We start from the raw sequence: 24,275 nt of genomic DNA on the forward strand, positions 1-24,275 counted from the left end.
CAAAGCCTCTGGAGAAGAGTATGGCGTCGCGAATTCGGTACGGTCTGGTCGGGTGCGGGATGATGGGCGTGGAGCATATCCGCAATCTCGCGATCACGCCCGGCGCGGAGCTGGTGGCGATCGCCGATCCGGTCGAAACCTCGCTCGGCTGGGCGCGCGCGGCGCTGGGCGGCAAGGCGCAGGATGTGGCGACCTATCGCGATGCGGAGGCGCTGGCCCAGCATGACGGGCTCGATGCAGTGATCGTCGCCAGCCCTAACTTCACCCACCGCGACACCGTGGAACCGCTGTTCGATGCCGGCCTCCACATCCTGTGTGAGAAGCCGCTGGCGACGACGATCGAGGATGCCCGCTGGATCGCCGAGCGCGCGGCGCGCCACGACGCGGTGTTCTGGACGGCGATGGAATATCGCTACATGCCGCCCGTCGCCGCGCTGATCGCGGGCGTGCATGGCGGCGAGATCGGCCGGTTGCGCATGCTGGCGATGCGCGAGCACCGCTTTCCCTTCCTGGTCAAGGTGGGCGACTGGAACCGCTTCGCGCGCAATACCGGCGGCACGATGGTCGAGAAATGCTGCCATTTCTTTGACCTGATGCGCTTCATCGTCCGCAGCGAGCCGGTGCGGGTCTATTGCTCCGGGGCGCAGGACGTGAACCATCTCGACGAGCGTTATGACGGGCAAACCCCCGACATCGTCGACAACAGCTTCACCACCGTGGATTTCGCCGACGGCACCCGCGCGCTGCTCGACCTGTGCATGTTCGCCGACGGGGCGGAGGAGCAGGAGGAGATCGTCGCGACCGGCGACATCGCCCGGCTCGACGTGAGCATCCCCGGCAGCGTGCTCACCCGTTCGCCGCGTACCGGCTTCGGCAATCCCAAGGCGCCCGAGAAGCGGCGCATCGACGTGGACGCGGCGGCGCTGGCGGCGGGCTCGCACCATGGCTCGACCTTCTACCAGCATCAGGCCTTCGCGCGTGCGGTGCGGGGCGAGGGGCCGGTGGAGGTAACTGCCGAGGACGGGCTGAAGGCCGTCGCCATCGGCATGGCGGCGGAGATCAGTCTTCGCGAGCATCGGGTGGTCGACATGGCCGAGCTGCTGGGTCAGTCCGCGTCCGCATAGGCGGTGCGCGGCAGGATCCAGCGGACGAGCAGCGCGCCTGCGAGGTACGAGAAGGCCGCGATCCAGAACATCGGCGCATAGCCATGGCCATGGTCGAGCGACCAGCCGGCCAGCTCGAGAATGGCCATGCCGGCGAGGTTGCCGGCAAAGGCGCCGATGCCGATCACCGATCCGACGCGATTGGCGGGGATGATATCGGTCGCCAGCCCGAACACGTTGGTCGAAAAGCCCTGGTGCGCGAACAGCGCGAGGCCGAGGAGGAGGGCGGCAATCCAGGGGTTGCTCGCCACCAGCACCAGCGGGATCGGCAGCACGAGCAACGCATAGCCGAGCAGCGTCGCGTGCCGGACCTTCTCCGGCGGCCAACCGCGCGCGAGCAGCCAGCCCGGCACCCAGCCGCCGCTGATCGCGCCCAGCGCTGCGAGGCTGTAGGCCAGCGCCACGGGGAGCCCCAGCGCGCCTTGCTCCAGTCCGAACTGGCGGTGGAACAGGTCGGGCGTCCAGAACAGCAGGAACCACCACACCTGGTCGCTCAGCACCTTGGCAACGGCGATGGCGAGCGTCCGCCGGCTGCGGAGCAGATGGAGCCAGGGTACCTCGGAACGGGGCCCCCGCACGCTGGCGGCGGCGGGCACGTAGCGCAGCCACACCGCGACCCAGACCAGGCCCAGCCCGCCCGCGATCAGGAAACTGCCCTTCCAGCCGACCACCAGCGCAAGCGCCGGGATCAGCAGCGGCGTCAGGATCGCACCGAAATTGGGCGCGGTGTTGCCGATGCCGAGCGCGCGGGAGCGCTCGGCGGGCGGGAAGAAGGTGGCGGCGGACTTCACCGCCGCCGGGGTGCCGATCGACTCCGCCGCGCCCAGCACGGCGCGGGCTGCGACGAACTGGGCGACCGTGGTGGCGAAGGCATGCGCCATGCCGGCGAGGCTCCACAGCGCCACGCCCAGCGCGAAGCCGCGCCGTAGCCCCACCCGATCGAGGAACCAGCCGGTGCCGAGAAAGGCCAGGGCCGCCGCGAACTGAAAGGCCGAGGCCATGTGCGCATAGTCGCGGTCGGACCAGTGGAACTCGCCCTGCAGCATGGGTTTCAGCAGCGCGAGGATCTGCCGGTCGACATAGTTCAGCATCACCGCGCCGAACACGAGGGCCAGGATCGCCCAGCGACCCTGCGCCCCGGCGGTGGTGTCAGTAGCGGATGCGCGCATTCAGGCCGACATAGCGATCATTGTCCCGGGGCACGTAACGGACCACGCCCGCCGTGGTGCCATAGGCCAGGGTGTTGGCATAGTGCTGGTCGAGGATGTTCTTCACCAGCGCGCGCAGTTCCCAGTGCTCGTCGCCGATCAGCGCGATGCTGGCGTTCCAGATGCCATAGGCGGGCTGGATGGTGTCCGGCGTCTGGGTGATCGCGTACTGGGTCCTGCTCTTGTAGCTGGCATCGGTCTGCAGCTCGATCGCCAGGCCGTCGGTGATCGGCAGCTTCCATGCCGCACCGCCGCTCAGCTTCCAGTCGGGCGCGAAGGGCAGGGGCTGGTTGTCGATCGAGGTGCAGGTGGTCGCGGCCGGGCAGTTGAAATGCTTGATCCGGGCGTCGGTGCGCGCGACCGCGAAGTTGAGTGTCAGCCGGTCCGTGGGCCGCGCATTCAGATCGGCCTCGATGCCCTTGGTCTGCACCTTGCCGGCATTGATCAGCCGGGTAACGATCGCGCCAAGATAGGTATCGGCGAAGTTCGCCTGGTAGCCGTCATAGTTGGTGACATATGCCGCGATCCCGCCGCTCACCCGCCCGCCGAACAGGCTGCCCTTCAGGCCGATTTCGTAGCTGGTCGAGGTTTCGGGGGCGAGCGGCTGGGTGTCGAACGCCTGCATGTTGAAGAAGACGTTGTAGGCCGGGCCCTTATAGCCGCGCGAGAAGGTGAAATAGGTATTGGCGTTGGACGCCAGCTTGTACTGCACGCCGGCCCGCGCGCTGTAATCCACCCGATCGGTCTTGCCGCTGCTGGCGAAGCTGGGGCGGATGCCCGAAACGCCGGTCGCGGTGTCCGAGACGCGCTGGTGGAAATAGCTGAGCGAATCGTGGATCAGCCGGCCGCCGGCGATGAAGGTCAGCGCGTCGGTGGCGTGCAGGTTCGCCTCGCCGAACAGCGCGTGGTTCTGGGCGCTGATGCCGTAATTGGCGACGCCGTTGTTGGTCACCGGCGCGCCGCCGATCAACTGGGTGACGCTGCGCTGGTAGCGCTCATAGGTATCGGCGGCGAGCAGATAGGCGCCGACGACATAGTCGACCAGCCCGCCCTGCGGCGAGGCGAGGCGGATTTCCTGCGAGAACTGGTCGAAGTCGACCGTGCCGTCGTCGCGGCCCTGCGGGAAGCCGGTGGCGAGGATCGCGCGCGTGTCCCAGTCCGGCGTCTGGTGGTTCTTCCATTCGCGATAGGCGGTGATCGAGGTCAGCGTGTAGCCGCCGCCCAGCCGCCAATCGAGCGTGATCGATCCGCCATAGTTGCGGTCGCGCACTTCGCTGTCGAAGTTGGTGTTCACGCGCTTGTTGTTTGCCGACGGCGTGATGCCTTCCTGCGCGAGCAACCCGGCCAGCGTGGCGTTCGGCGTCACCACGCCGGTGGGATATGCGATGCGCGACGAACTCACATAGACGCCCTGCGGCGTGTTGTCGCGATTGTAGAGATAGTCGCCGGCGAAGGTGATCGTCACATCGTCATTGGGCCGGGCGACGATCTTGCCGCGTAGGCCCCAGCGGTCATAGCCGTTCACCTTGTGGCCGGTGCCGGCGTTGAACACATTGCCCTTGTACGAGGCGTAGAGCCCGCTCAGCGCATAGCCGATAGTGCTGGTGATCGGGCCGGAGACGCTGGCCTTGATGCGGCCCTCGCCGCCTTCGTAATAGCCGGCCTCCAGTGTCTCGGTCTGGACCTTGCTCGGCGCCTTGGTGACGAGGTTGATCACGCCCGCCGAGGCGTTCTTGCCGAACAGCGTGCCCTGGGGCCCGCGCAGCACTTCGAGATGGTCGAGATCGAGCAGGTCCAGCGTCGCCTGGCCCGGACGCACCAGCACGACGCCGTCGATCACCGTCGAGACCGAGCTTTCGACGCCCGGCGACGTGGTGATCGTGCCGACGCCGCGGATGAACACGGTGCGATCCTTGTTCGACTGGCCGTTGCGGAAATCGACCGTGGGAATAACGGTCGACAGGTCCTGCAGCGTGTTGAGGTTGCGCGATGCGGCAACGTCGCCGTTCACCACCGATACGGCGATCGGCACGTCCTGCAAATTCTCGTTACGAAAGCGCGCGGTGACGACGATGTCGCCCGAATCCTTCGACGGCGCGTCAGCCTCCTGCGCGAGCGCGGGTTGTGCCACGCCCGCCAGCAGACCCGCCGCTACCCATCCGTACATGCGCCCCATCCGATCCTCCAATTATGTCGGGGAGGTCCGTAATTCCTATCAATGAAATGGGAAAATAAGCTTTTGCTTGGGCACGGCAAAGCAGGCCTTCGCGGGCTTGCGAAAACCTTTCCACGCAGAGGGTTATCGGCTGACGGTGCGAAAGCCGAGATGCGAAGCGGCGAGCGTTTCCTCCTGGGCGTGGCGGGCGGCAGGGCGGTAGCGGGCGCAATAGTTGCTGGCGCAGAGATAGGATCCGCCCTTGATCACCCGCGCCCTGGCGTCGGGCTGGCGGGGATCGAAGCTTGGGTTGCCCGGCGATCCGTCGCCGATCGCGAAGGGGGCGTGGCTGGGCAGGTACCAGCTCTCGGTCCACTCCCAGACATTGCCGATCAGGTCATAGGCACCGGCGCCATTGGGCTTGAAGCAGCCGGCGGGCGCGCGGCCGGCATAGCCGTCGCGCTTGGCGTTGACGTTGGGAAAGCTGCCCTGCCAGGTGTTGGCCCGATCGGGATTGGGCTCGGCATCGGGATCGGCGATGCCCACCCGCGCTGCGGCTTCGAACTGCTCCTCGCTCGGCAGCGCGCGACCGGTCCAGCGGGCATAGGCCTGGGCATCGGCGAAGCTCACCGCTACCACCGGCTCTTCCTCATGGCCGGCGATGCTGCTGCCCGGCCCGTCGGGCCGGCGCCAGTTCGCGCCGGGCACGAAGCGCCACCAGCGGCGCGGATCGGGTTCCTCGATCGCGGTCTTGGGCGGCACGAACACGAAGGCGCCGCCGCCGGGCTTCTCCGCCTCGGTGCGATAGCCGGTTGCAGCCACGAAGGCGGCGAACTGGCGGTTGGTCACCTCGTGCGCGTCGATGTCGAAGGCGGGGACCTCGGTCTCGGTGGGCGGCCCTTCCTCGGGATAATAGCGGCGGCTGCCCATTACGAAGCGGCTGGCGGGGATGCGCACCGGTCGGTCGAGATGGCTGCCCGCACACACCCGCGGCGGGCCAGCGGGGGTAGGTGCCGCTGCCGGGCGGGTCGCCCAGAGCAGCGGCAGCCCGGCCAGCGGCGCGAGCGCGAGGAGCGCGATCGGCTTCACGGGAAGGTCGCCGGGGTGGACGGCATCACCACGCCCGCGCCCTTGGCATAGGCGTCCCAGGCCGCGACCAACGTCTTCAGCCGGGCGGGCTGGTCAGCGGCGCGGTCGCGGGTCTCGCCGGGATCCTCGGCCAGATTGTAGAGCTTCCAGCCGTCGCCGAGGTCTACGATCTTCCAGTCGCCCTGCCGGATCGCGCGGCGGCCGAACAGCTCGGTGCCGACGATTTCCTTGGGGCCATGCACCGCCTTGGACTGCCCACGCAGATAGGGAAGCCAGCTGCTCCCGCGCACCGGCTGCACCGTACGGCCGCCATAGCTGCTGCCCCGCCAGTGGCCGCCGGCGGCCTCGACCAGCGTCGGTACCACATCCATCACCGTGCCATAGGCATGGCTGATCCCGCCCTGCCGCTTCCAGCCGGGATAGGAAAGGAACGCGGCCACGCGCGTGCCGCCCTCGCTGGTAAAGCCCTTGTAGAGGAAGGAGGGCGTGGTCGCCGCCTGCGCCCAGCCGGGGCCATAGGCGGTGTAGGAGGTCGCCGCGCCGAGATTGTCGAGCCGGTTGTCCGCCGCCTTCAGTCGTGCCGCCATGGTCGGCAGCTTGGTGGTGGCGAGGTCGATCCCCTCTGCACCATTGTCGGCGAGGAACAGGATGATGGTATTGTCATACTGGCCGGTCGCCTTGAGGTGCGCGATCACCTTGCCGACATTCTGGTCGAGCCGGTCGACCATCGCCGCATAGACTTCCATCAGCCGCGCCTGTTCGCGCTTCTCGGTGGGGGAGAGATGCGCCCAGTCGCGCCCGTCGGGGAGCACGAAGGGGTGCGGCTTGACGCCCGCCGGCACCAGCCCGAGCGCCTGCTGGCGCTTCAGCCGCGCGGCCTGGAGCACCTCGAACCCGGCATCGTAGCGGCCGCGATATTTGGCGATGTCCTCCGCCGGTGCCTGGAGCGGCCAGTGCGGGGCGGTGAAGGTGAGATAGGCGAAGAAGGGCTTGGCGGGATCCGTCTTGCCGAGGAAGCCGATCAGCTTCGCGGCATAGGCGTCGGACGAGTAGAAGTCCTTGGGCAGGCTCGGCAACGTGACGCCGTTTTCGCGATAGGTCGCCTGGCCGGGCAGCAGGGTCGCGCTCGCGTCGACGCCGAAGTGGTTGGCGCCGCCTTGAAGCAGCGTGAAGGCCTGGTCGAAGCCGTGTTTCGTCGGATCGTCCTGCGGGCGCGTGCCGAGATGCCATTTGCCCGACATCGCCGTCGCATAGCCGAGATCGCGCAAGCGCTCGGCCAGCGTCACCACATCGTCGGGCAGATAGCCCTGATAGCCGGGCTTGCCGATCTGGTTGGGCGCGAGCAGCTCGGCCATGTTGCCGAGGCCGGCGAGATGATTGTCGGTGCCCGACAGCAGCATCGATCGCGTCGGCGAGCAGGTGGGCGCGGCATGGAAGCCGGTGAGGCGCAGGCCGTGTTCGGCAAGCGCGTCGAGATTGGGGGTGTGGATCTCGCCGCCGAACGCGCCGAGGTCCGAATAGCCGAGATCGTCGGCGACGATGATCAGGATGTTCGGTCGCTTGGGCGGCGGCGCGGGATGGGGCTGGTTCTGCGCGACCACGGCGGGCGAGGGGAGCAGCAGCAGCAGCAGCAGGGCGGCGAGGCGAAGGCGCATCGGCGGAAGCATCCGGAAAAGCCGGGCCGCACCCGTGTTGGATGCAGCCCGGAGGGGAGGAAGGGTCAGGCGGCGGCGTCGACTGCGACGACCGGCTCGGGCTTGAGCACCCGGCTCGGCGCGCCGTCCACGCCGCGCGGCACGTCGCCGGCGATGGTCACGCGGCGGAGGTGGCGGGGCTGCTTGCCGAAGTCCGCGATGGCGCGGTGCTGGGTGGCACGGTTGTCCCAGATCGCCACGTCGCCGGGGTTCCAGCGCCAGCGCACCGTGTTCTCGGGCTTGGTCGCGTGATCCTGGAGGATGCCGAACAGCCGCGCGAAATCCTCGCGGCTGAAGCCGACAAAGCTCTTCACGAAGCTGCCGAGCAGCAGCAGCTTCTCGCCGGTCACCGGATGGACGCGCACCACGGGATGCTCGGTTTCATAGGCGGTGGAAGCGAAGATCTCGCGGTGGCGGCGGACCTGTTCGCTGGTCGCCTGGGGCTGTTGCTGGGCATAGTCGAACGCGTTGGTGTGGACCGCGCGCAGCGTCTCCGCCAGCGCCTTGAGCGGCGCGGGCAGCGTCGCATAGGCAGTCACCGCATTGGCCCAGAGCGTGTCACCGCCGGCCGGTGGAATGGTCACCGCGCGCAGGATCGAGGCGGCGGGATAGGCGGGCAGGAAGGTAATGTCGGTATGCCAGGCCGAGGCAGCCTCGCCTTCCTTGCTGTCGAGCTCGAGCAGGAAGCGCGATCCCTGCGCCACCGGCACCGTCGGGTGGGCGAGCGGTTCGCCCAGACGTTCGGCGAAGGCTTCGTGGGTGGCATCGTCGAGATGCGTCTGGTTGCGAAAGAAGATCACCTTGTGGCGGTAGAGCGCCGCGCGGATCGCCTCTAGCGTGGCGTTGTCGATGTCGCCGCCGAGCCGCACGCCGCGAATCTCGGCGCCGATCCGGCCGGCCACGGGGTGGACGTCGAGCGGGCTTTCGGTGTCGGCTGCGTTCGCGAAGTCATGCGTCTGAACGGTCATGTGCGGTCTCCTTCAGGGTCACAGGGGAAGTTGGCCGGCGGCACGGGCATCGAGCGCGCGACGGATGGTGGCGTGGCGCTGCGCGTCGAGCGGGAAGCGCCAGATCAGGGCGGCGGACAGGATGTGGGCGAGCGCCGGGCCGAGCGCGAAGACGAGCTTCAGCGTCTCCAGCGCCGCGGGCGTATTCGTGCCCTTGGGGCTGAACCCCATCCAGGCGACGAAGGGCAGGGCGATGCCGATGCCGATCGCCGGCCCCGCCTTGGTGGCGAGGCTGAAGACGGAGAAGAACAGGCCGGTCCGGTTGTGGCCGGTCTCCAGCTCGTGATGGTCGGCGACGTCGGCGACCATCGCGCGAAGCATCAGGTTGCCGGACCCCTGGGCCAGCCCCTGCGCGATGGTGAGCGCCAGCAACAGCCCGATCCCGCCGGGGACGACGAACAGCAGGCCGAGATTGATCGCCACCTGCGCCAGCTCGCCGGCGATCGCGGTCTCGCGCTTGCCGAGGCGGCGGCCGATTTGCAGCCAGATGGGCCCCGCGAAGATGCCGAAGACGAACTGGAACAGGTACAGCCCGCTCGCCCAGCCCGGCTGGCCCATATAGTTGACCGCGAAGAAGGTGATCAGCCCGGCGCGGATCGACTGGCCGGCGGTGACCGCCACGTCCGAGGCGAGGACGCGCACCAGCAGCCGGTCGCGCAGGATCAGGCTGGCGGTGCGCAGAAAGCCTTCGGGCCTCGGCTCGAAGGCGGGGCGGGGCGGCTCGCGAAAGGCGGTGAGGCTCAGCACCAGCGCAGGCGCCAGTGTCAGCAGGATGAAGCCGCCGACGACGTGGAGCTTGAGCGCGATATCGGCGGGGCGGATCTGTTCGAGCAGCGTCGGCAGGATCAGCACGAGCAGCAGGCCCGCGGCTTGCGCGGTCTGCTGGAAGGTCACCGATCGGGTGCGGCCGTGATAGGCGCCGGACAATTCCCCGGCCCAGGCGGAGAAGGGCACCTCGATCATCGTCCAGCCGGCGTAGAAGAGGAACAGTGCCGCCGCGAGGTAAAGCGGCGCGACAGTCGCGGGCGGGAAGAAGAGCAGCGCCGAACCCAGCCCGAAGATCAGCCCGCCCGCCGCGATCCAGGGCCTGCGGCGGCCGAAGCGGCTACGCGTGCGGTCGCTCAGCACGCCCACGATCGGGTCGGCGGCGACGTCCCAGAAGCGGCCGAGGAAGAAGATCAGTCCGATCGTCGCCAGCGGGAGCCCGTAATGGCTGGCATAGAGCTGCGGCACGAACAGGATCAGCGGCAGCCCCGCCCCCGCGATCGGGATCGCGAGCGAGGCGAAGCCGATCAGCCGCCAGGCCGGCGGCTCGTCGGCGCGGATCGGTGGCGAGGCGATGCGGAACCGGGTGTCGTGGGCGGGGATCGTCGCCATGGGCTCACCATTTCGTCCGGAGGGTGGCGCCCAGCGTGCGCGGATCGCCGAGGATCGCCGAAACGAGGCCGGTGTTCGCCACGCTGAGCGTCTGGAAATAGTTCTTGTCGAGCAGGTTGCGGGCCCAGACCGAGAGGTCGAACTTGCCCTTGTCCAGCTGCACGCCGATGCGCGCGTTCACCAGGGCATAGCTGGGCACCAGCCCGTAGCGGCTGTTGCTGGCGACGGTGTAATAGTCGGACCGCCACGACCAGTCGGCATGGCCGTAGAGCGTGATCCGGTCGGTCAGCGCGTGGCTGGCATCGGTGCCGAGCGAGGCGGACCATTTGGGCACGCCCGCCAGCCGCTGCCCGCTCATGTTCTGGAGCGGCGACCCGCCGGGCTGCGCCGTGGTCGGGTTGAGTGCCTCCACCGGCGTCGGGCCGTTCGGGTAGTTGCGATAGGTCGCGTCGGTATAGGCCAGTGCCCCGGTTAAGCCGAGTGCCGCGATCGGCTGCCACGCCAGATCCGCCTCGAACCCGCGCGAGCGCACCTTGGGGATATTGGCGATGTAGTTGATGTAGCTGTTGGTGCCGATCACCTGCTGGACGATCGTCGTCTGGTAATTGGTCACGTCCGCCCAGAAGCCCGCGAGGTTGGCGGTAAGCGTGTGGTGGAACAGCTGCGATTTGAGGCCGATCTCGTAGTTATCTGTTTGCTCGGGATCGACGACCGCGCTCACGCCCGCCGGGATGGTGGTGAGATTGAGGCCCTGCGACTTGGTGCCGCGCGAATTGGTCGCGTAGAGCAGCACGTCATCGACCGGCTTCCAGCTCAGCGTCGCCAGCCAGGACCAGCTGTCGTCCTTGGCGTTCACGCTGTAATTCGCTTGGGGCGCCAGGCCGTTGCGGATCGCCTGGGCGCGCGTCGCCTGCGCGGCGGTCAGTCCGGCAAGCGACTTGCCGTCGGTCTGTACCGAGACATAGCTGCCCCACTTGTCCTCATGGGTGAAGCGCAGCCCGGTGGTGAGGCTGAGGCGCGGGGTGATGTGCCAGCTGGTCTGCGCGAAGGCGGCAAGGCTGCGGGTGTGCGGATCGGAGCGCGAGCGCGAGGTGAAGCCGTTCACCGCGGCGTCGGACACGACCGGCGCGTCGGTCGGGTAGAGCCAGTTCGGCGCATCGGCGCCGTAGATCGCAGACCCTACGCCGCGGACCACCTGCCAGAAATAATAGCCGCCGATCAGCCAGTCGACGCGGGCGGAGCCGTTCGAGGCGATACGGACTTCCTGGCTGAACTGGCGCTGGAAATTCTGCTGATTGCTCTGGAGGTTGACTGACAGCCGGGTGACGTCGGCATCGTTCGACGGGTACCAGTTCCAATGCCGCCCGGCGGTGATGGAAGTGATCGTTGCCCCGCCCAGGTCGTAATTGACCTCGCCCGACAGGCCCCATGTATCCATGATCGCATAGAAGGGCGAGTTGGCGTCGGTCTTGCGCGCGAAGGGGTCGAAGGCGAGAGGCGTGTAGCCCGCCCGCGCGACGCGCTGCAGCCAGTTGTTCGCGATGCCCGCGCCGTTGGCATAGCTGGTGAAGACCGATACCGGCAGGTTGATGCAGCATTGCTGGCGCTGGTTGGAATAGTCGCCGATCAGCCGGATCGACAGCCCGCTGAGCGGGGTGACCAGCAACTGCCCGCGTGCGGTGAAGTCGTCATAGTTATGGACGTCGCTGCCGGTGGTGACGTTGTGCAGGAAGCCATCGCGGTGCGTTTCGGCAAGGCTGATCCGCGCGGCGGCAAGGCCATCGACCAGCGGACCGCTCAGCGAGCCGCGTAGCTGGCGATAGCCATAGTCGCCGAAGCTCGCCTCGCCCTGCGCCTCGGTCTCGAAGCTCGGCAGGAGCGAGCTGATGTTGATCGCGCCCGCCGTGGTGTTCTTGCCGAACAGCGTGCCCTGCGGGCCGCGCAGCACCTCGACGCGCTCCAGATCGACCAGGTCGAACTGGCTTTGCCCCGGCCGGCCATAATAGACGCCGTCGATATAGAGGCCGACGCCGTTCTCGATCCCGTCATTGGTCAGCGCCACGTTGGAGCCGAGGCCGCGAATATTGATGTTGGTGTTGCGCGGGTTGAAGCTGAACACCTGCAGCGCGGGCACGACCTGCTGGATCTGATCGAGCCGATAGTCGCCGCGTGCCGCCAGCGTCTCGCCGCTGATCGCGCTCAGTGCGATCGGTACGTCCTGCGCCCGCTCGGTACGGCGGCGGGCGGTGACGAGGATGTCGTCTCCCTCGGCCGCGGGCGCGGCATCGGTATCGACCGGCGCCTCGGCCACCGGTGTGCGCACCGGCGTGGCGGCGGCGAGCTGAACGGTCTGGCCCTGGGCAGCCCCGGCGAAGAGCGCAACGAGGCTGGCGCCGGCAAGCCATGCCGGCACGTGCGAATGGAACGACAATGAATTCTCCCTGGCAGGTCGTGGGCGGATCGATCCGCAGCGGCCGAGGCGAGGTATCGTCAGGCACGGGGGGTGCCTGGCGGTCCATGCGGAACGCTGCAGATCGTCGGCCTTATGGAACCACGAACGGGGTTAGCGGCCCCGGCAACTCGGTTGGATCATGTCACCTCCCTATTGGTGGTGCACTATCTCTACCAATCAGGTAGAGATTTAGAACCTAGTTTGGCTTGGCTGCGGCGAAGTGCAGCTTTTGCGCTTCGGAAAGCCCAGTTCTGTCGCTGCCTTCTGCCACGAAGCCGGGAACGGAGAGATAGCGTTCGCCGGTGTCATAGGCGAAGCCCAGCACCCGCAAGCCAGCCAGTTCGGGAAGCTTCGCGGCGATTGCTGCCAGCGTCGCGCCCGAGCTGGGGCCGACGAGCAGCCCCTCGCGTCGTGCTGCCGCCTGGGCGAAGGCGATGGCGGCTTCGGCTTCGACCTGGATCACGCCATCCAGCATGTCCGCATGGAGATTGGTGGGGACGAAGCCCGCGCCGATCCCCTGGATCGGATGCGGCCCGGCAGGCCCGCCGGAAAGTACCGGCGAGGCTGCGGGCTCGACTGCGAATACCTGCAGCCCCGGCCATTCCATCTTCAGCGTTTCGGCCAGCGCGGTGATATGGCCGCCGGTGCCGACGCCGGTGATGATCACGTCGATCGGTTCGTTGCGGAAATCCGCGAGGATCTCGATCGCGGTGGTGCGGGCGTGCGCGTCGATATTCGCCGGGTTGTCGAACTGGCGCGGCATCCAGGCGCCGGGTACCGCCGTCGCCAGCTGCGCCGCCCGGGCGATAGCGCCCGCCATGCCCTGTTCGCGCGGCGTGAGTTCGAACTCGGCGCCATAGGCCTGCATCAGTCGGCGCCGTTCGATCGACATGCTTTCGGGCATCACCAGGATCAGCCGATAACCCTTCACCGCCGCGACCATCGCCAGCCCCACGCCGGTATTGCCGCTGGTCGGTTCGACGATGGTGCCGCCGGGAGAAAGCGCTCCGCTCCGCTCGGCGGTCTCGATCATCGCCAGCGCGATCCGGTCCTTCAGCGAACCGCCCGGATTGCCGCGTTCGGACTTTATCCACACCTCGGCGTCCGGAAACAGCCGCGCCAGCCGGATGTGCGGCGTGTTGCCGATCGTGCCCAATATACTTGCTGCCCGCATGTCGCCCTATCCCTAACCGATCGAGGGAGATTAATTCCTATCGTATCGATAGGCAATAAATCACGGCTTGTCCGCGACCAATGCAAGATTGCCGTCGGCGAGCGTCACCGCGTCCAGGATTCGCGCGGTTTCGTCGCGGACTCGCAGCATCAGGGCGCGTAGCCGGCACTCCGCTTCGGGTAAGCAATGTTCGCAATGTTCGTGCGGGTCGCGGCTGGCGCAGGGCACCAGCGCGATCGAGCCGCGCATCAGCCGGATCACGTCGCCGATCCGGACCTCCGTCGGCGCGGGTATCAGCGCATAGCCACCGACGCGCCCGCGCTGCGATCGCACCAGGCCCTCGCGCCCCAGTTCGGAAAGGATGACGGTGAGGAACTTGGCGGGGATATTCTGCGCGGCGACGATCTCCGCCAGCGGCACCACGCCCTGGCCATATCGATCGGCGAGGTGTTGCAGCGCGCGGATCGCATAGCGGCTCTTCTGTGAAAGCATGGGGGCAGCTATGTGCGATGGCCGCCGCCTATTCAACGGTGACGCGCTCCGGCCGATCCGCACTGCGGCTGCGGCCGGGCCCGGCCTATGGTTCGGAGGCGGTGCTTTCCGCAATGGCCGCGCGATTCAGCTTCGGCGCGCGAGCGGTGCCGACCGATTCCCCGATCAGGATCAGCGTCGGCTGGTCGTCGGTGATCGCGCGGGCCGCGAGCGGGAGAAGATCGAGCCGGGTGTGCAGCAGCCGTTCGCTGGCAAGGCTGATGTTGCTGGCGATCAGCACCGGGGTCGCCCCAGAAAGCCCTGCCGCGATGAGGTTTCGGCCAATGTCCTGCGCTGCGCTGCGTCCCATGTAGAAGACCGTCGTGCAGCCAGGATCGGCAAGGGCCGCCCAATCGAGATCGAGCGGCGCATCGCCTCGCTTGTGCGCGGTGGCGAACTGGACGCGCCGCGCCAGACCTCGCATCGAGAGGGAGATGCCGGCCGATGCGGCGGCGGCACTGGCGGCGGTGATCCCCGGGCAGATCCGTACGGGCACCCCCGCTTCTGCCAGCGCCACGCATTCCTCCATCGAACGCCCGAAGATCGAAGGATCGCCCCCCTTCAGCCGCACCACCCGCTCGCCGGCCAGGGCGGCGGCCACCAGCAGATCGTTGATGGTGCCCTGGTCCTTCGAATGTCGGCCGGATCGCTTGCCCACATGCACGCGTGGCACCGCCTGCGGGATCAGTGCGAGCACATCATCACCGACCAGGGCATCGTGGAACACGATCGTGGAGGTTCGGAGCAGCCGCTCTGCCTTCCGGGTCAACAGATCGGGATCGCCGGGCCCGGCGCCGACCAGCCAGACGCTACCTGCGGGGAATTCTTCAGCCATGCGCGGCGTCCTTTCGCACGTCGATGAGAAGACGGGCAAGCGCCGGGCGACAGGAACCACAATTGGTGCCTGCCCCCAATGCGCGGCCGATCGCGGCGACATCGGCCAGATGTTGGTCGCGGATCGCGGCGGTGATGGTGTGCAGCCCGACATCGAAACAGGCGCAGACGACCGGGCCGCGCTCCGCCTGTGCGCCGGCTGCTCGGCCGGCAAGCACGTGCAGGCCCGCAGGCTGATCGATCTGGGCGATCAGCCAGTCGCGGCTCGGCAGTTCGCCGGTACGAGTGACGAACAACACTGCCGCAAGTCGGCCGTCGCGCAGAATGGCGATGCGGCGGGTGCCGCGCGCGGGATCGATCGCCTCGATCCGCTCGCCGCTTGGCAGCGCGCGCTCCAGCATCGCCGGATCACCCATGCCGGCCAGTTCGTACAATGCGCCGCCGGGCACGGTGACGCGCGTGGCCCAGAGGCATTCCGGGGTAGGCGCCTCGCCCCGAACGATCAGGAAGCCGCGCCAATCGATCGCGACCGGCTCGGCACGGGCAGGGGAGAGCTTGAACCCCGGCTGACCCGAATGCGGATCGACCAGATCGCGAGTGAGCAGGCCCGTACGGCCGCCGCTCGACTGGCGATCGGCCCAATGGATCGGGGTGAACAGCTCGCCTCGGCGCTGGCCGGACTGATACGCGATACGGAACAGGCTCGCCCCCTGCGGCGTGCTGATCCGCGCCAGGCCGCCATCCGCTAAACCCAGCGCGGCGGCATCCTCGGGATGGATTTCCACCAGCGGCTCTTCCCTGTGTCGGGCGAGCTTGGGCGAGAGACCGGTGCGTGTCATCGTGTGCCACTGGTCGCGATAGCGGCCGGTGTTGAGCGTCATCGGCCAGTCGCGCAGCGGCGCCTCCAACGCGCGCTGGGCCACGGGCACCAACCTTGCCCGCCCTGAAGGGGTCGGGAAGCGGCCGTCGGTGAAGGGCGCGTCGTACCATCGGAACGGAGCGAGCGCGTCATAGTCGGCATTGCCGATGGTTGCCTTGGTGCGAAGGTTCAGCATCCGCGCGCCGGTATTGCGATAGGCGGTCAGGCGTGCATGTTCGCGCCAAATTTCGGCCGGCCGATCATAGGTGAAGGCGGTGCGGAAGCCCATGCGGCGGGCCACCTGGCTGACGATCCACCAGTCGGGCTTCGCCTCGCCGGGCAGCGGCAGGAACGCGCGCTGGCGGCTGATCATGCGCTCGGAATTGGTAACGGTGCCGTCTTTCTCCCCCCATGCGGCGGCGGGCAGGCGGACATGGGCGTGGACGCTGGTGTCGGTCTCGGCGACCACGTCCGACACGACGACGAAGGGGCACGCGGCCAGCGCGTCGCGCACCCGGCCGGCATCGGGCATCGAGACGGCGGGGTTGGTCGCCATGATCCACAGCGCCTTGATCCGCCCCTCGCCAACGGCGCGGAACAGGTCGACGGCTTTGAGGCCGGGCTTGGTGGCCATGCGCTCTGCCGCCCAGAAGCGGCCGACATCGGCAATGTCCTGCGCGCCGAAGCCGCGATGCGCCGCCAGCGTCGAGGCGAGGCCGCCCACTTCGCGACCGCCCATCGCATTGGGCTGGCCGGTAATCGAGAAAGGCGCCGCGCCAGGCGTGCCAATCCGCCCGGTGGCGAGGTGCAGGTTGAGGATCGCGTTCACCTGATCGGTGCCGCGGATCGACTGGTTGATGCCTTGGCTGAACAGCGTGACGGTGCGCGGGTGCGCGGCGAACAGCTGGTAGAAACGCTGGAGATCGGCGGGAGCGAGATCGCAGGTCTGGGCAGTGGACCAGAGGTCATGCCCGTCGGCCAGCCCCTCCCAGAAGGTATCGGGCACGTCGACATTCGCAGCATGTGCCAGCCCCGCCTCGCGACAATAGGCGAGCACGCCGTTGAACAGGGCCACGTCGCTGCCCGGACGCAGCGGCAGATGCAGATCGGCCTCTTCCGCCGTTTCGGTGCGGCGAGGGTCGATGACGACCAGCTTGGTGCCACGCCCGGCGCGCGCCGCCATGATTCGCTGATAGACGACCGGATGGCACCAGGCGGTGTTCGAGCCGACCAGCACGATCAGATCGGCCGCGTCGAGATCGGCATAGCTGCCCGCCACCACGTCCTCGCCGAACGCGCGCATGTGCCCGGCAACCGCGCTGGACATGCAAAGCCGCGAATTGGTGTCGATGTTTGCCGAACCGATAAAGCCCTTCATCAGCTTGTTGGCGACGTAATAGTCCTCGGTCAGCAACTGGCCGGAGACGTAGAAGGCGACGCTGTCCGGCCCATGTTCGGCGATGGTCTGGCGGAAGCGGCGGGCGACGAGATCGAGCGCCTTGTCCCAGTTGGCCTGGCGGTCCCCGATCATCGGGTGGAGCAAGCGGCCTTCCAGTCCCACCGTCTCGCCGAGATGCGTGCCCTTGGAACAAAGCCGGCCGTTGTTGGCGGGATGATCGGGGTCGCCCTCGATGCGGACTGTGCGCCCGCCGGTGACGGTGGCGCGAATGCCGCAGCCGACGCCGCAATAGGCGCAGGTGGTGCTGGTGGCCGCGCTCACGCGGCCGCTCGCACCGGGCGGGCGAGCAGGATCCGCTCGCCCGCCAACAGCACCGGCACCACCGGCGTGCAGCCGGCATCCTCTCCCAAGGCAGTGCCGGTCGCGAGCGATATGCGCAGATTGTGGAGCGGACAGGACACCGCATGGCCGTGAACGATGCCGGCACTGAGCGGCCCGCCCTTGTGCGGGCAGCGATCGATCAACGCGAAGACCTGGTTGTCATGGGTACGAAACACTGCGACCGGTTCCCCGGCAAGGGTGAGCGTGCGGCTACCCCGCAGCGGCAGGTCGGCAAGCGTGCCGATATCGATCCAGTCGGTCATCCGGCTCACTCCGCTGCGGCAAGAAGGGGCTGGTGCAGGCTGGCATCGGCGCCCGCCACGCGCTCGGCCCAGGGGTCATCCTGGCTGAAGGACTGGGAATGCCAGAAGCGCGCGGCCAGCGCGTCGCGGCCGGCTTCGTCCTCGACGACGCGGGCCTTCAGATAGGCGAGCCCCACCCGTTCGATCCACGGCGCGGTCCGCTCCAGATAACGCGCCTCCTCGCGGTAGAGCTGCACGAAGGCGGCGGCATAGTGCATCGCTTCCGCCTCGGTCGTCACCTTCACCAGCAGGTCGGTCGCGCGGACATGGATGCCGCCATTGCCGCCGACATGCAGCTCGTAGCCGGAGTCGACGCAGATCACGCCGAAATCCTTGATCGTCGCCTCGGCGCAGTTCCGCGGGCAGCCGGAGACCGCCATCTTGAACTTGTGCGGCATCCAGCTGCCCCAGAAACCGCGCTCCAGCTTGATGCCGAGCCCGGTCGAATCCTGCGTGCCGAAGCGGCACCATTCGGAGCCGACACAGGTCTTCACCGTGCGCAGCGCCTTGGCATAGGCATGGCCCGAGACCATCCCCGCCGCGTTCAGATCGGCCCAGACGGCGGTGAGGTCCTCCTTGCGGATCCCGAAGATATCGAGTCGCTGGCCGCCGGTTACCTTCACCATCGGCGCGTTGTACTTCTCTACCACATCGGCGATTGCGCGCAGTTCCTGCGGCGTGGTGACCCCGCCCCACATGCGCGGCACCACCGAATAGGTGCCGTCCTTCTGGATGTTGGCATGCAGCCGCTCGTTGACGAACCGGCTCTGCTGGTCGTCGACATAGTCGCCCGGCCACGCACAGAGCAGGTAATAGTTGAGCGCCGGCCGGCAGGACGAACATCCGTCGGGCGTCGACCAGTGCAGCCGCTGCATCACCTCAGGGATCGCGCGCATGCCCTGCTCGACGATCGCGCGCCGCATTTCGTCATGGCCGTAGCTGGTGCATTTGCACATCGTCTTCGGCCCGGCCTGCATGCCGTCTTCGCCCAGAGTCAGCGCCAGCAAACTCTCGACGATGCCGGTGCACGATCCACAGCTGGCCGAGGCCTTGCAGCCGGCCCGCACCGCATCGAGGCTGCACGCCCCGCCGTTGATTGTGGCAACCACCTGGCCCTTGGAAACGCCGTTGCAGCCGCAGATCTCGGTATCGTCCGAGAGCGCCGCAACGGTGGCCTTAGGGTCCGCCAGCCCCCCTCCCGAGGCGAAGGTCTGACCATAGATCAGCACGTCGCGGATCGGGGCGACATCCTCGCCCTTCTTCAGCAGGTCGAAATACCAGCCGCCATCGCCGGTATCGCCGAACAGCACCGCGCCGATGATGCGGTCCTCCTTGAGGACTACCCGCTTGTAGACGCCACGTGCCGAATCTCGCAGCACGATGTCCTCGCAGCCCTCGCCGCCGGAGAAGTCGCCCGCCGAGAACACGTCGAGCCCCGCCACCTTGAGCTTGGTCGAGGTCACCGATCCGCGATAGGGATTGGCCCGCGCCACCAGCCCGTCGGCCAGGCTGCGGCACATGTCCCACAGCGGCGCGACCAGGCCGTAGCATTGCCCATCATGCTCGACACATTCGCCCACCGCGAGCACGTTCGCGTCGCTGGTCACCATATGATCGTCGACCTGGATGCCACGCCCCACCGCCAGCCCGGCTTCGCGCGCCAGCTTCACCGAAGGCCGGATGCCGACCGCCATCACCACCAGCTTGGCGGGGATGACTCGGCCGTCCTTGAGCTGCACGCCCTCGACCTTGCCGTCGCCCAGGATCGCGGCGGTGTCCGCGCCGGTGAGAATGGTCTGCCCGCGCGCCTCGAGCGCCGATTTGAGCAGCCAGCCGGCCGCCTCGTCGAGTTGTCGCTCCATCAGCGTCGGCATCAGGTGCAACACGGTGACCTTCATGCCGCGCAGGGTGAGGCCGTGCGCCGCCTCCAGCCCGAGCAGGCCACCGCCGATCACCACCGCGTTGCCGCCGTCGAACGCCGCCGCGAGCATCGCCTCCACATCGGCCATGTCGCGGAAGCTGATCACGCCCGGCAGGTCGTGGCCGGGTACCGGGATGATGAAGGGATCGGAGCCGGTGGCGATCAGCAGCTTGTCATAGCCGGTCGTGCGCCCCGACCTGGCGGTGATGGTGCGCGCGGCACGGTCGATCGCCACCACCGGATCGCCGGCCACCAACTCGATGCCGTGCCGGGCGTACCAGGCATGGTCGTTGATCACGATCTCCTCGAACGTCTTCTCGCCGGCCAGTACCGGGGAGAGCATGATCCGGTTGTAGTTCACCTGCGGCTCGGCGCCGAAGATGGTGACGCGGAAGCGCGTGCCGTCGCGGGCGAGCAGCTCCTCCACCGCGCGGCATCCGGCCATGCCGTTGCCGATCACGACCAAATGCTCGCGCGCCTCGGCCGGTGCCGCCGCCTCGGCAGGGCGATCGTCGGCCAGGGTGCTGCCGGGGTCGAGAAACTCCATCCGTTTCGCTCCAAACGAAAAAAAAGCCGCCATCCGGCGCCCGGTCTTGTGAACCGAGCGCTGGATGGCGGCTTTGCCATCAAAAGGACCGCGCGTTGCCCATCGATGGGCTCACGCGGCTACGTGGGGAAGGACAGCCTTGTCTTTCGCCGTGCAGCGTAAACCGTTTCGGGCGGGGGCTCAAGCGATTCCGTTGGAGATTCCCCCGCCCGATGCGGGCGTCAGTAGGTCCAGTCCACCTGCAGCCACATCTTGGTGGTGTCCGTCGCGAAGCGATCCGCTTCGTACCGGGCATAGCGTGCGGAAATGGCGGTCTTCTTCACCTTCACGGTGGCAAGCAGGTTGATCACGTCGCCATAATGCTGGTTCAGCCGGTCGCTCTCGAAGCGGTGGTACAGCGCCTGTAACGAGAACAGGTCGATTTTGCCGATCTTCTTCCAGCTATGGCTACCGCCGACATAGAGGTCGTGCAGGCCGTTCGGTGGATTGGTGGTGAACTTGTCCGCCCAGCCCTGGAACTTGAACACGCTGCCGAGCGGCGTCTGGAAGCTGGTGAGCGCATTGCCATTGCCGGCACCCAGCACTTCATATCCGGCGTTGAGCGTCCAATTGCCAATGTCGAGTGCGCCATCCGCCAGCCAGTAATCGGCCTGATAGCGGTTGGGGTTGCGATGATAGTCCGACTGGCGGGCGTAGCTGAACTGATAGTTGAGCTTCACGCCCGGCGCGAGCGGCCGCGCGCCTGCAAGCCGCGCCCCGTAATTCTGGTTCGACAGGCGATAGCCCTGCACCACCGCCTCGTCCTGGTCCACCAGATAGGCGAAGCCGGTTAGCGTTCCCAGTGGTGTGGTGGTAGAAAGATTGGCAAGAACATTGTCGCCGGAAACCCCGCGCTGGCGGAAGCCGCGGCCGTCGGTGCCCCAGATGGTGCGGACGTTCCAGGCATAGACGACGTCCAGCTTCACGCCCTTCCGCGGCACGATCTCGGTCCGTACCGCGTCATAGGTCTGGCCGTTGTTGCGGAAGCCGGCGGCGCCGACGAACCGTTCGTCGTCCAGCGCGATGCGCTGGCGCCCGGCGGTGACGGTGAACGGCTGCGAGCGATAGCGGATCTGTGCGCGGTAGATCGCCGCATTCTCCGGATCGCCGATCACCGGGCGATCGGCCACCCCGTGCAGCCCGTCATAATATTTGTCGACGACCGCCAGATTGCCCTGTGCCTCGCCCAGGATCGACCAGGCGCCGCGCGTGGCTTCCACGCCGCCGCGCAGCCGGATCGTCACCGCGTCCGAGGCGGCGGCAATGCCGTCCTGATCGACATGCTCGTAGCGCGTGCGCCCCTCGATCAGTGGCTTGATGCTGATGTCTTGCGCACATGCCGGGCCCGTAGCTGCAAGCGTAGCCGCCGTAACGATCCAGAATCGCATCCATTTCCCTTTGATTGCAACGCAGCAGCGCTACGCACTGATAGGCCGCCGTTCCAGTTACCAATTATATCCGGGCGCCGGTGCTCCAGGTGGCACGCCACGTCATTTTCACGAAATTCAGGCCCGCCAGCGCCGCCATCGCCAGTGCTGCGAAGATCAGGAAACCGGGGGCGAAGCTGCCGGCAAGCTGCTTGGCCAGGCCCAGCGAGGATGCCAGGTAGAAGCCGCCGACGCCCCCGGCCATGCCGACCAGCCCCGTCATCACCCCGATTTCCGCCTGGAAGCGCTGCGGGACCAACTGGAACACCGATCCGTTGCCGGTGCCGAGTGCCAGCATCGCCACCACGAAGCAGCCAAGGGCGGCGGGCAGCGTCGGCGCGACGCTCACGCCCGCGAGCGCCGCCGCCGCCACCAGGAACACGCCGGTCAGCGCCTTCACGCCGCCGATCCGGTCGGCAAGCGCCCCGCCCAGCGGGCGGACGAGCGATCCGGCGAACACGCATCCCGCCGTGCAATAGCCGGCGATGATCGTGCTGAGCCCGAATTGATCGGTGAAATAGATTGGCAGCGAGGCCGCCAGCCCGACGAACCCGCCGAAGGTGACGGCATAGAATCCCATCAACCACCAGGCATCGGCCGATTTGAGCGGGTGCAGATATTCGAGCCAGCTTTTAGGGGCGGGCGCATTCGGCGCATCCTTGGCCATCGCCAAGTACAGCACGAACACGATGCCGAGCGGAATGCAGGCCAGCCCGAGCACCGCGTTCCAGCCGAACAGCCTGGCCAGCGCCGGCGCGAACAGCGCGGCGAGCACCGTGCCCGAATTGCCCATGCCTGCCAGCCCCATCGCCTTGCCCTGGTGCTCGGGCGGATACCAGCGGCTGGCGAGCGGCAGGGCGATCGCGAAGCTGGCGCCGGCAAAGCCCAGGATCACGCCGAGCGCCAGCGTGCCGCCGAAGCTGTTCACGCCGAGCAGCCAGGCGGAGAGGAGTCCGCCGATCACGATCATCTGGCTGATCGCGCCCGAACGCTTCGGCCCGATGCGATCGACCAGCAGCCCGTTGACGACGCGCAGAAACGCGCCCGCCAGCGTCGGCGTCGCCACCATCAGGCCCTTTTGCGCGGCGGTGAGGTGCAGGGTCTTCGCAATGTCTGGCGCCAGCGGGCCGAGCAGCACCCAGACCATGAAGGCCAGATCGAAATAGAGAAAGGCGGCGACGAGCGTGGGCCAGTGCCCGCTGCGCCAGAAACCGTCGTCTTTTGCCATGGTGGTGGATGGGTCCACGCGTCGATCCAGAAATGCCGTTGCCATGATGACGTCCCCAATGCCGATCTGAAAAGGACATGAAAAAAGCCGCTCGCCGGGCGTTCGCATGGAGGCGACGTCCGGTCAGCGGCTTTGCTGCGTTCAGAGGGGGGAGGGAGGCCCCGGCCTTGGAGCCCCTCCCGCTGGGCGCGCTTCCTTGCGCGACGGGGGATCATCGCGCAGATTCTTGTTTGCTGCAAGCGCGAACTTATCCGGTCGGCGACAGCCCGGCGCGAAGAGTCAGGAGGTTCGGTTCGCGACGATCGTATAGATCGGCCGCGTACGGCTGCCATATTTGAACGTGTTCCAGACGATCCGCTGGTCGGCGAATCCGAGGATGGCGAGATATTCGCGCACGAGCAGCGGTGGCAGCCGGTACCAGCCGTCGTTGATACCGTTGGGCTTCAGGCCCCTTGGCATGAAACGGGGGTTGCGCCGGAACATGCTCGCCAGCCGGCCATAGGGAGAGAGTTCTGCAACGATGATGGTCTCTTTCGTCAGCGCGGCGACGTTCGTCAGCGCGAGGAAAGGATCCCGCAGGTGGAGCAGGATGCTGCCGAGCACGGAGACGTCCACCGGGCCAATCGACGACGGAATGTCATAGACGACGCCATTCACCATTTTCGCGTTGGAGCCAAAGGCCCGGTGGCAGAACCAATAGGCATTGTTGATCTTGTCGATATGCTGCCGGCGCGCCCTTCGCGTTTCATCGGCATCGCTTCCCGCGAAGGGGACGATATCCCAGTCGAACGCGTCCGACAGATCGAACGAGACGACATCTGCGCCCTGTTTTTCGATGTGAAATGTCAGGATCCCGGACGCCGCCCCGACATCGAGGACGCGCTTCTTCGCAAAATCGAAATGGCCGAGATAGCGATCCTCGATCCCGCGAAGGTCCCATTCGCCTTCGACCGTTCCATGGCCGGGAATGTCCATCGTATGGTAGAAATAGCAGTCGTCGATCGACGGGACGTCGCGTGCCTGGGCAAAGGGTGACGCGAATCGACGATCGGTCTCGCCGGAAAAGACATTCTCGTTCATTTACATATCCAACGCCTGGGAAACCGGCGCTTCCGATAGGCGGAAATGCCGGATCATTCTATGATTTTATGGTTTTGGCGCGCTGGCTTCCGCGCGCTATAACTGGCGCTGACGGCGCGCCGGCATCCCATTTCGCGGGCCCCTTATACCAGGCTGCATGGATACCGACTTATCCGGTCTCTCCCCGTCATCCCGGCGAAAGCCGGGATCCATTCGCCTCTCGGCCGCAGCAAACGCCGATAGCGAGACCGCAATGGACCCCGGCTTTCGCCGGGGTGACGATGTGGAGGACGAGGATAGGGTCTTCTCCGCGCAGGGTGGTATTAGAGACCGTTTGGAAATTCGATCGGGTCGGCCTGGCGGGTCTTTTTCGCCGCCGCAGCGTCGCCAATCCTCGCCGATGCTTCC

The 24,275-nt window shown here is 67.3% G+C and carries 16 protein-coding genes and 1 pseudogene; 1 reads left to right on the top strand and 16 read right to left on the bottom strand.

Translation table 11 applies throughout. The features are described 5' to 3' along the window. The first annotated feature begins 20 nt into the window (after positions 1-20). Complete coding sequence (locus DD559_RS15665) at positions 21-1,124, top strand: Gfo/Idh/MocA family protein (protein ID WP_206364519.1); 1,104 nt, start codon at positions 21-23, stop codon at positions 1,122-1,124. Here DD559_RS15665 and DD559_RS15670 read toward each other — a convergent pair. The 16 genes and pseudogenes from DD559_RS15670 to DD559_RS15745 all read right to left on the bottom strand — a co-directional run bounded on the left by DD559_RS15670 (position 1,106) and on the right by DD559_RS15745 (position 23,867). Next, positions 1,106-2,332 (bottom strand): MFS transporter, encoded by a 1,227-nt coding sequence (locus tag DD559_RS15670; RefSeq protein ID WP_116470009.1) that lies wholly within the window; start codon positions 2,330-2,332, stop codon positions 1,106-1,108. The genes DD559_RS15665 and DD559_RS15670 overlap by 19 nt on opposite strands. After that, positions 2,313-4,538, bottom strand: coding sequence for a TonB-dependent receptor (locus tag DD559_RS15675; RefSeq protein ID WP_240610296.1), 2,226 nt, complete (start codon positions 4,536-4,538; stop codon positions 2,313-2,315). The genes DD559_RS15670 and DD559_RS15675 overlap by 20 nt, the downstream gene beginning before the upstream one ends. 132 nt (positions 4,539-4,670) lie before the next feature. Continuing rightward, positions 4,671-5,615, bottom strand: a complete 945-nt coding sequence (locus DD559_RS15680; RefSeq protein ID WP_116470010.1) for a formylglycine-generating enzyme family protein — start codon at positions 5,613-5,615, stop codon at positions 4,671-4,673. Beyond that, positions 5,612-7,270 (bottom strand): arylsulfatase, encoded by a 1,659-nt coding sequence (locus DD559_RS15685; protein ID WP_116470954.1) that lies wholly within the window; start codon positions 7,268-7,270, stop codon positions 5,612-5,614. Before DD559_RS15685 ends, DD559_RS15680 begins: the two co-directional genes overlap by 4 nt. Positions 7,271-7,335: 65 nt before the next feature. Further along, positions 7,336-8,277: a TauD/TfdA dioxygenase family protein gene (locus DD559_RS15690; protein WP_116470011.1), complete on the bottom strand. Its 942-nt coding sequence runs from the start codon at positions 8,275-8,277 to the stop codon at positions 7,336-7,338. 18 nt (positions 8,278-8,295) lie between these two features. After that, positions 8,296-9,693: an MFS transporter gene (locus tag DD559_RS15695; RefSeq protein ID WP_116470012.1), complete on the bottom strand. Its 1,398-nt coding sequence runs from the start codon at positions 9,691-9,693 to the stop codon at positions 8,296-8,298. Between the two features lie 4 nt (positions 9,694-9,697). Continuing rightward, complete coding sequence (locus tag DD559_RS15700) at positions 9,698-12,124, bottom strand: TonB-dependent receptor (protein ID WP_116470013.1); 2,427 nt, start codon at positions 12,122-12,124, stop codon at positions 9,698-9,700. 283 nt (positions 12,125-12,407) lie between these two features. After that, positions 12,408-13,319 (bottom strand): annotated as a pseudogene (gene cysK, locus DD559_RS15705) (cysteine synthase A); the annotation flags it as partial. Between the two features lie 60 nt (positions 13,320-13,379). After that, entirely contained in the window at positions 13,380-13,811 is a 432-nt protein-coding gene (locus tag DD559_RS15710) for an RrF2 family transcriptional regulator (protein ID WP_116470015.1), read from the bottom strand. Between the two features lie 85 nt (positions 13,812-13,896). Next, positions 13,897-14,685 (bottom strand): uroporphyrinogen-III C-methyltransferase, encoded by a 789-nt coding sequence (cobA, locus tag DD559_RS15715; RefSeq protein WP_116470016.1) that lies wholly within the window; start codon positions 14,683-14,685, stop codon positions 13,897-13,899. Further along, positions 14,678-17,263 carry a nitrate reductase gene (locus tag DD559_RS15720; RefSeq protein ID WP_116470017.1) on the bottom strand — a complete coding sequence of 862 codons (2,586 nt, stop codon included), beginning with the start codon at positions 17,261-17,263 and terminating at the stop codon, positions 14,678-14,680. Before DD559_RS15720 ends, cobA begins: the two co-directional genes overlap by 8 nt. Further along, a complete protein-coding gene (gene nirD / locus DD559_RS15725; protein ID WP_116470018.1) occupies positions 17,260-17,586 on the bottom strand; it encodes a nitrite reductase small subunit NirD in 327 nt (108 codons plus the stop codon). The genes DD559_RS15720 and nirD overlap by 4 nt, the downstream gene beginning before the upstream one ends. Before the next feature lie 5 nt (positions 17,587-17,591). Next, positions 17,592-20,093 (bottom strand): nitrite reductase large subunit NirB, encoded by a 2,502-nt coding sequence (gene nirB, locus DD559_RS15730; RefSeq protein ID WP_116470019.1) that lies wholly within the window; start codon positions 20,091-20,093, stop codon positions 17,592-17,594. A gap of 221 nt (positions 20,094-20,314) precedes the next feature. Continuing rightward, the gene (locus DD559_RS15735; protein ID WP_116470020.1) at positions 20,315-21,520 is read right to left on the bottom strand and encodes an alginate export family protein; all 1,206 of its coding nucleotides are present in this window, start codon (positions 21,518-21,520) and stop codon (positions 20,315-20,317) included. 64 nt (positions 21,521-21,584) lie between these two features. Continuing rightward, on the bottom strand, positions 21,585-22,832 hold the full coding sequence (locus tag DD559_RS15740) for a nitrate/nitrite transporter (protein ID WP_116470021.1): 1,248 nt from the start codon (positions 22,830-22,832) through the stop codon (positions 21,585-21,587). Between the two features lie 234 nt (positions 22,833-23,066). Beyond that, positions 23,067-23,867, bottom strand: a complete 801-nt coding sequence (locus DD559_RS15745; protein ID WP_116470022.1) for a class I SAM-dependent methyltransferase — start codon at positions 23,865-23,867, stop codon at positions 23,067-23,069. Positions 23,868-24,275 lie beyond the last annotated feature (408 nt).

The sequence above is a fragment of the Sphingomonas pokkalii genome, assembly GCF_003096275.1.
Taxonomy (GTDB): domain Bacteria; phylum Pseudomonadota; class Alphaproteobacteria; order Sphingomonadales; family Sphingomonadaceae; genus Sphingomonas; species Sphingomonas pokkalii.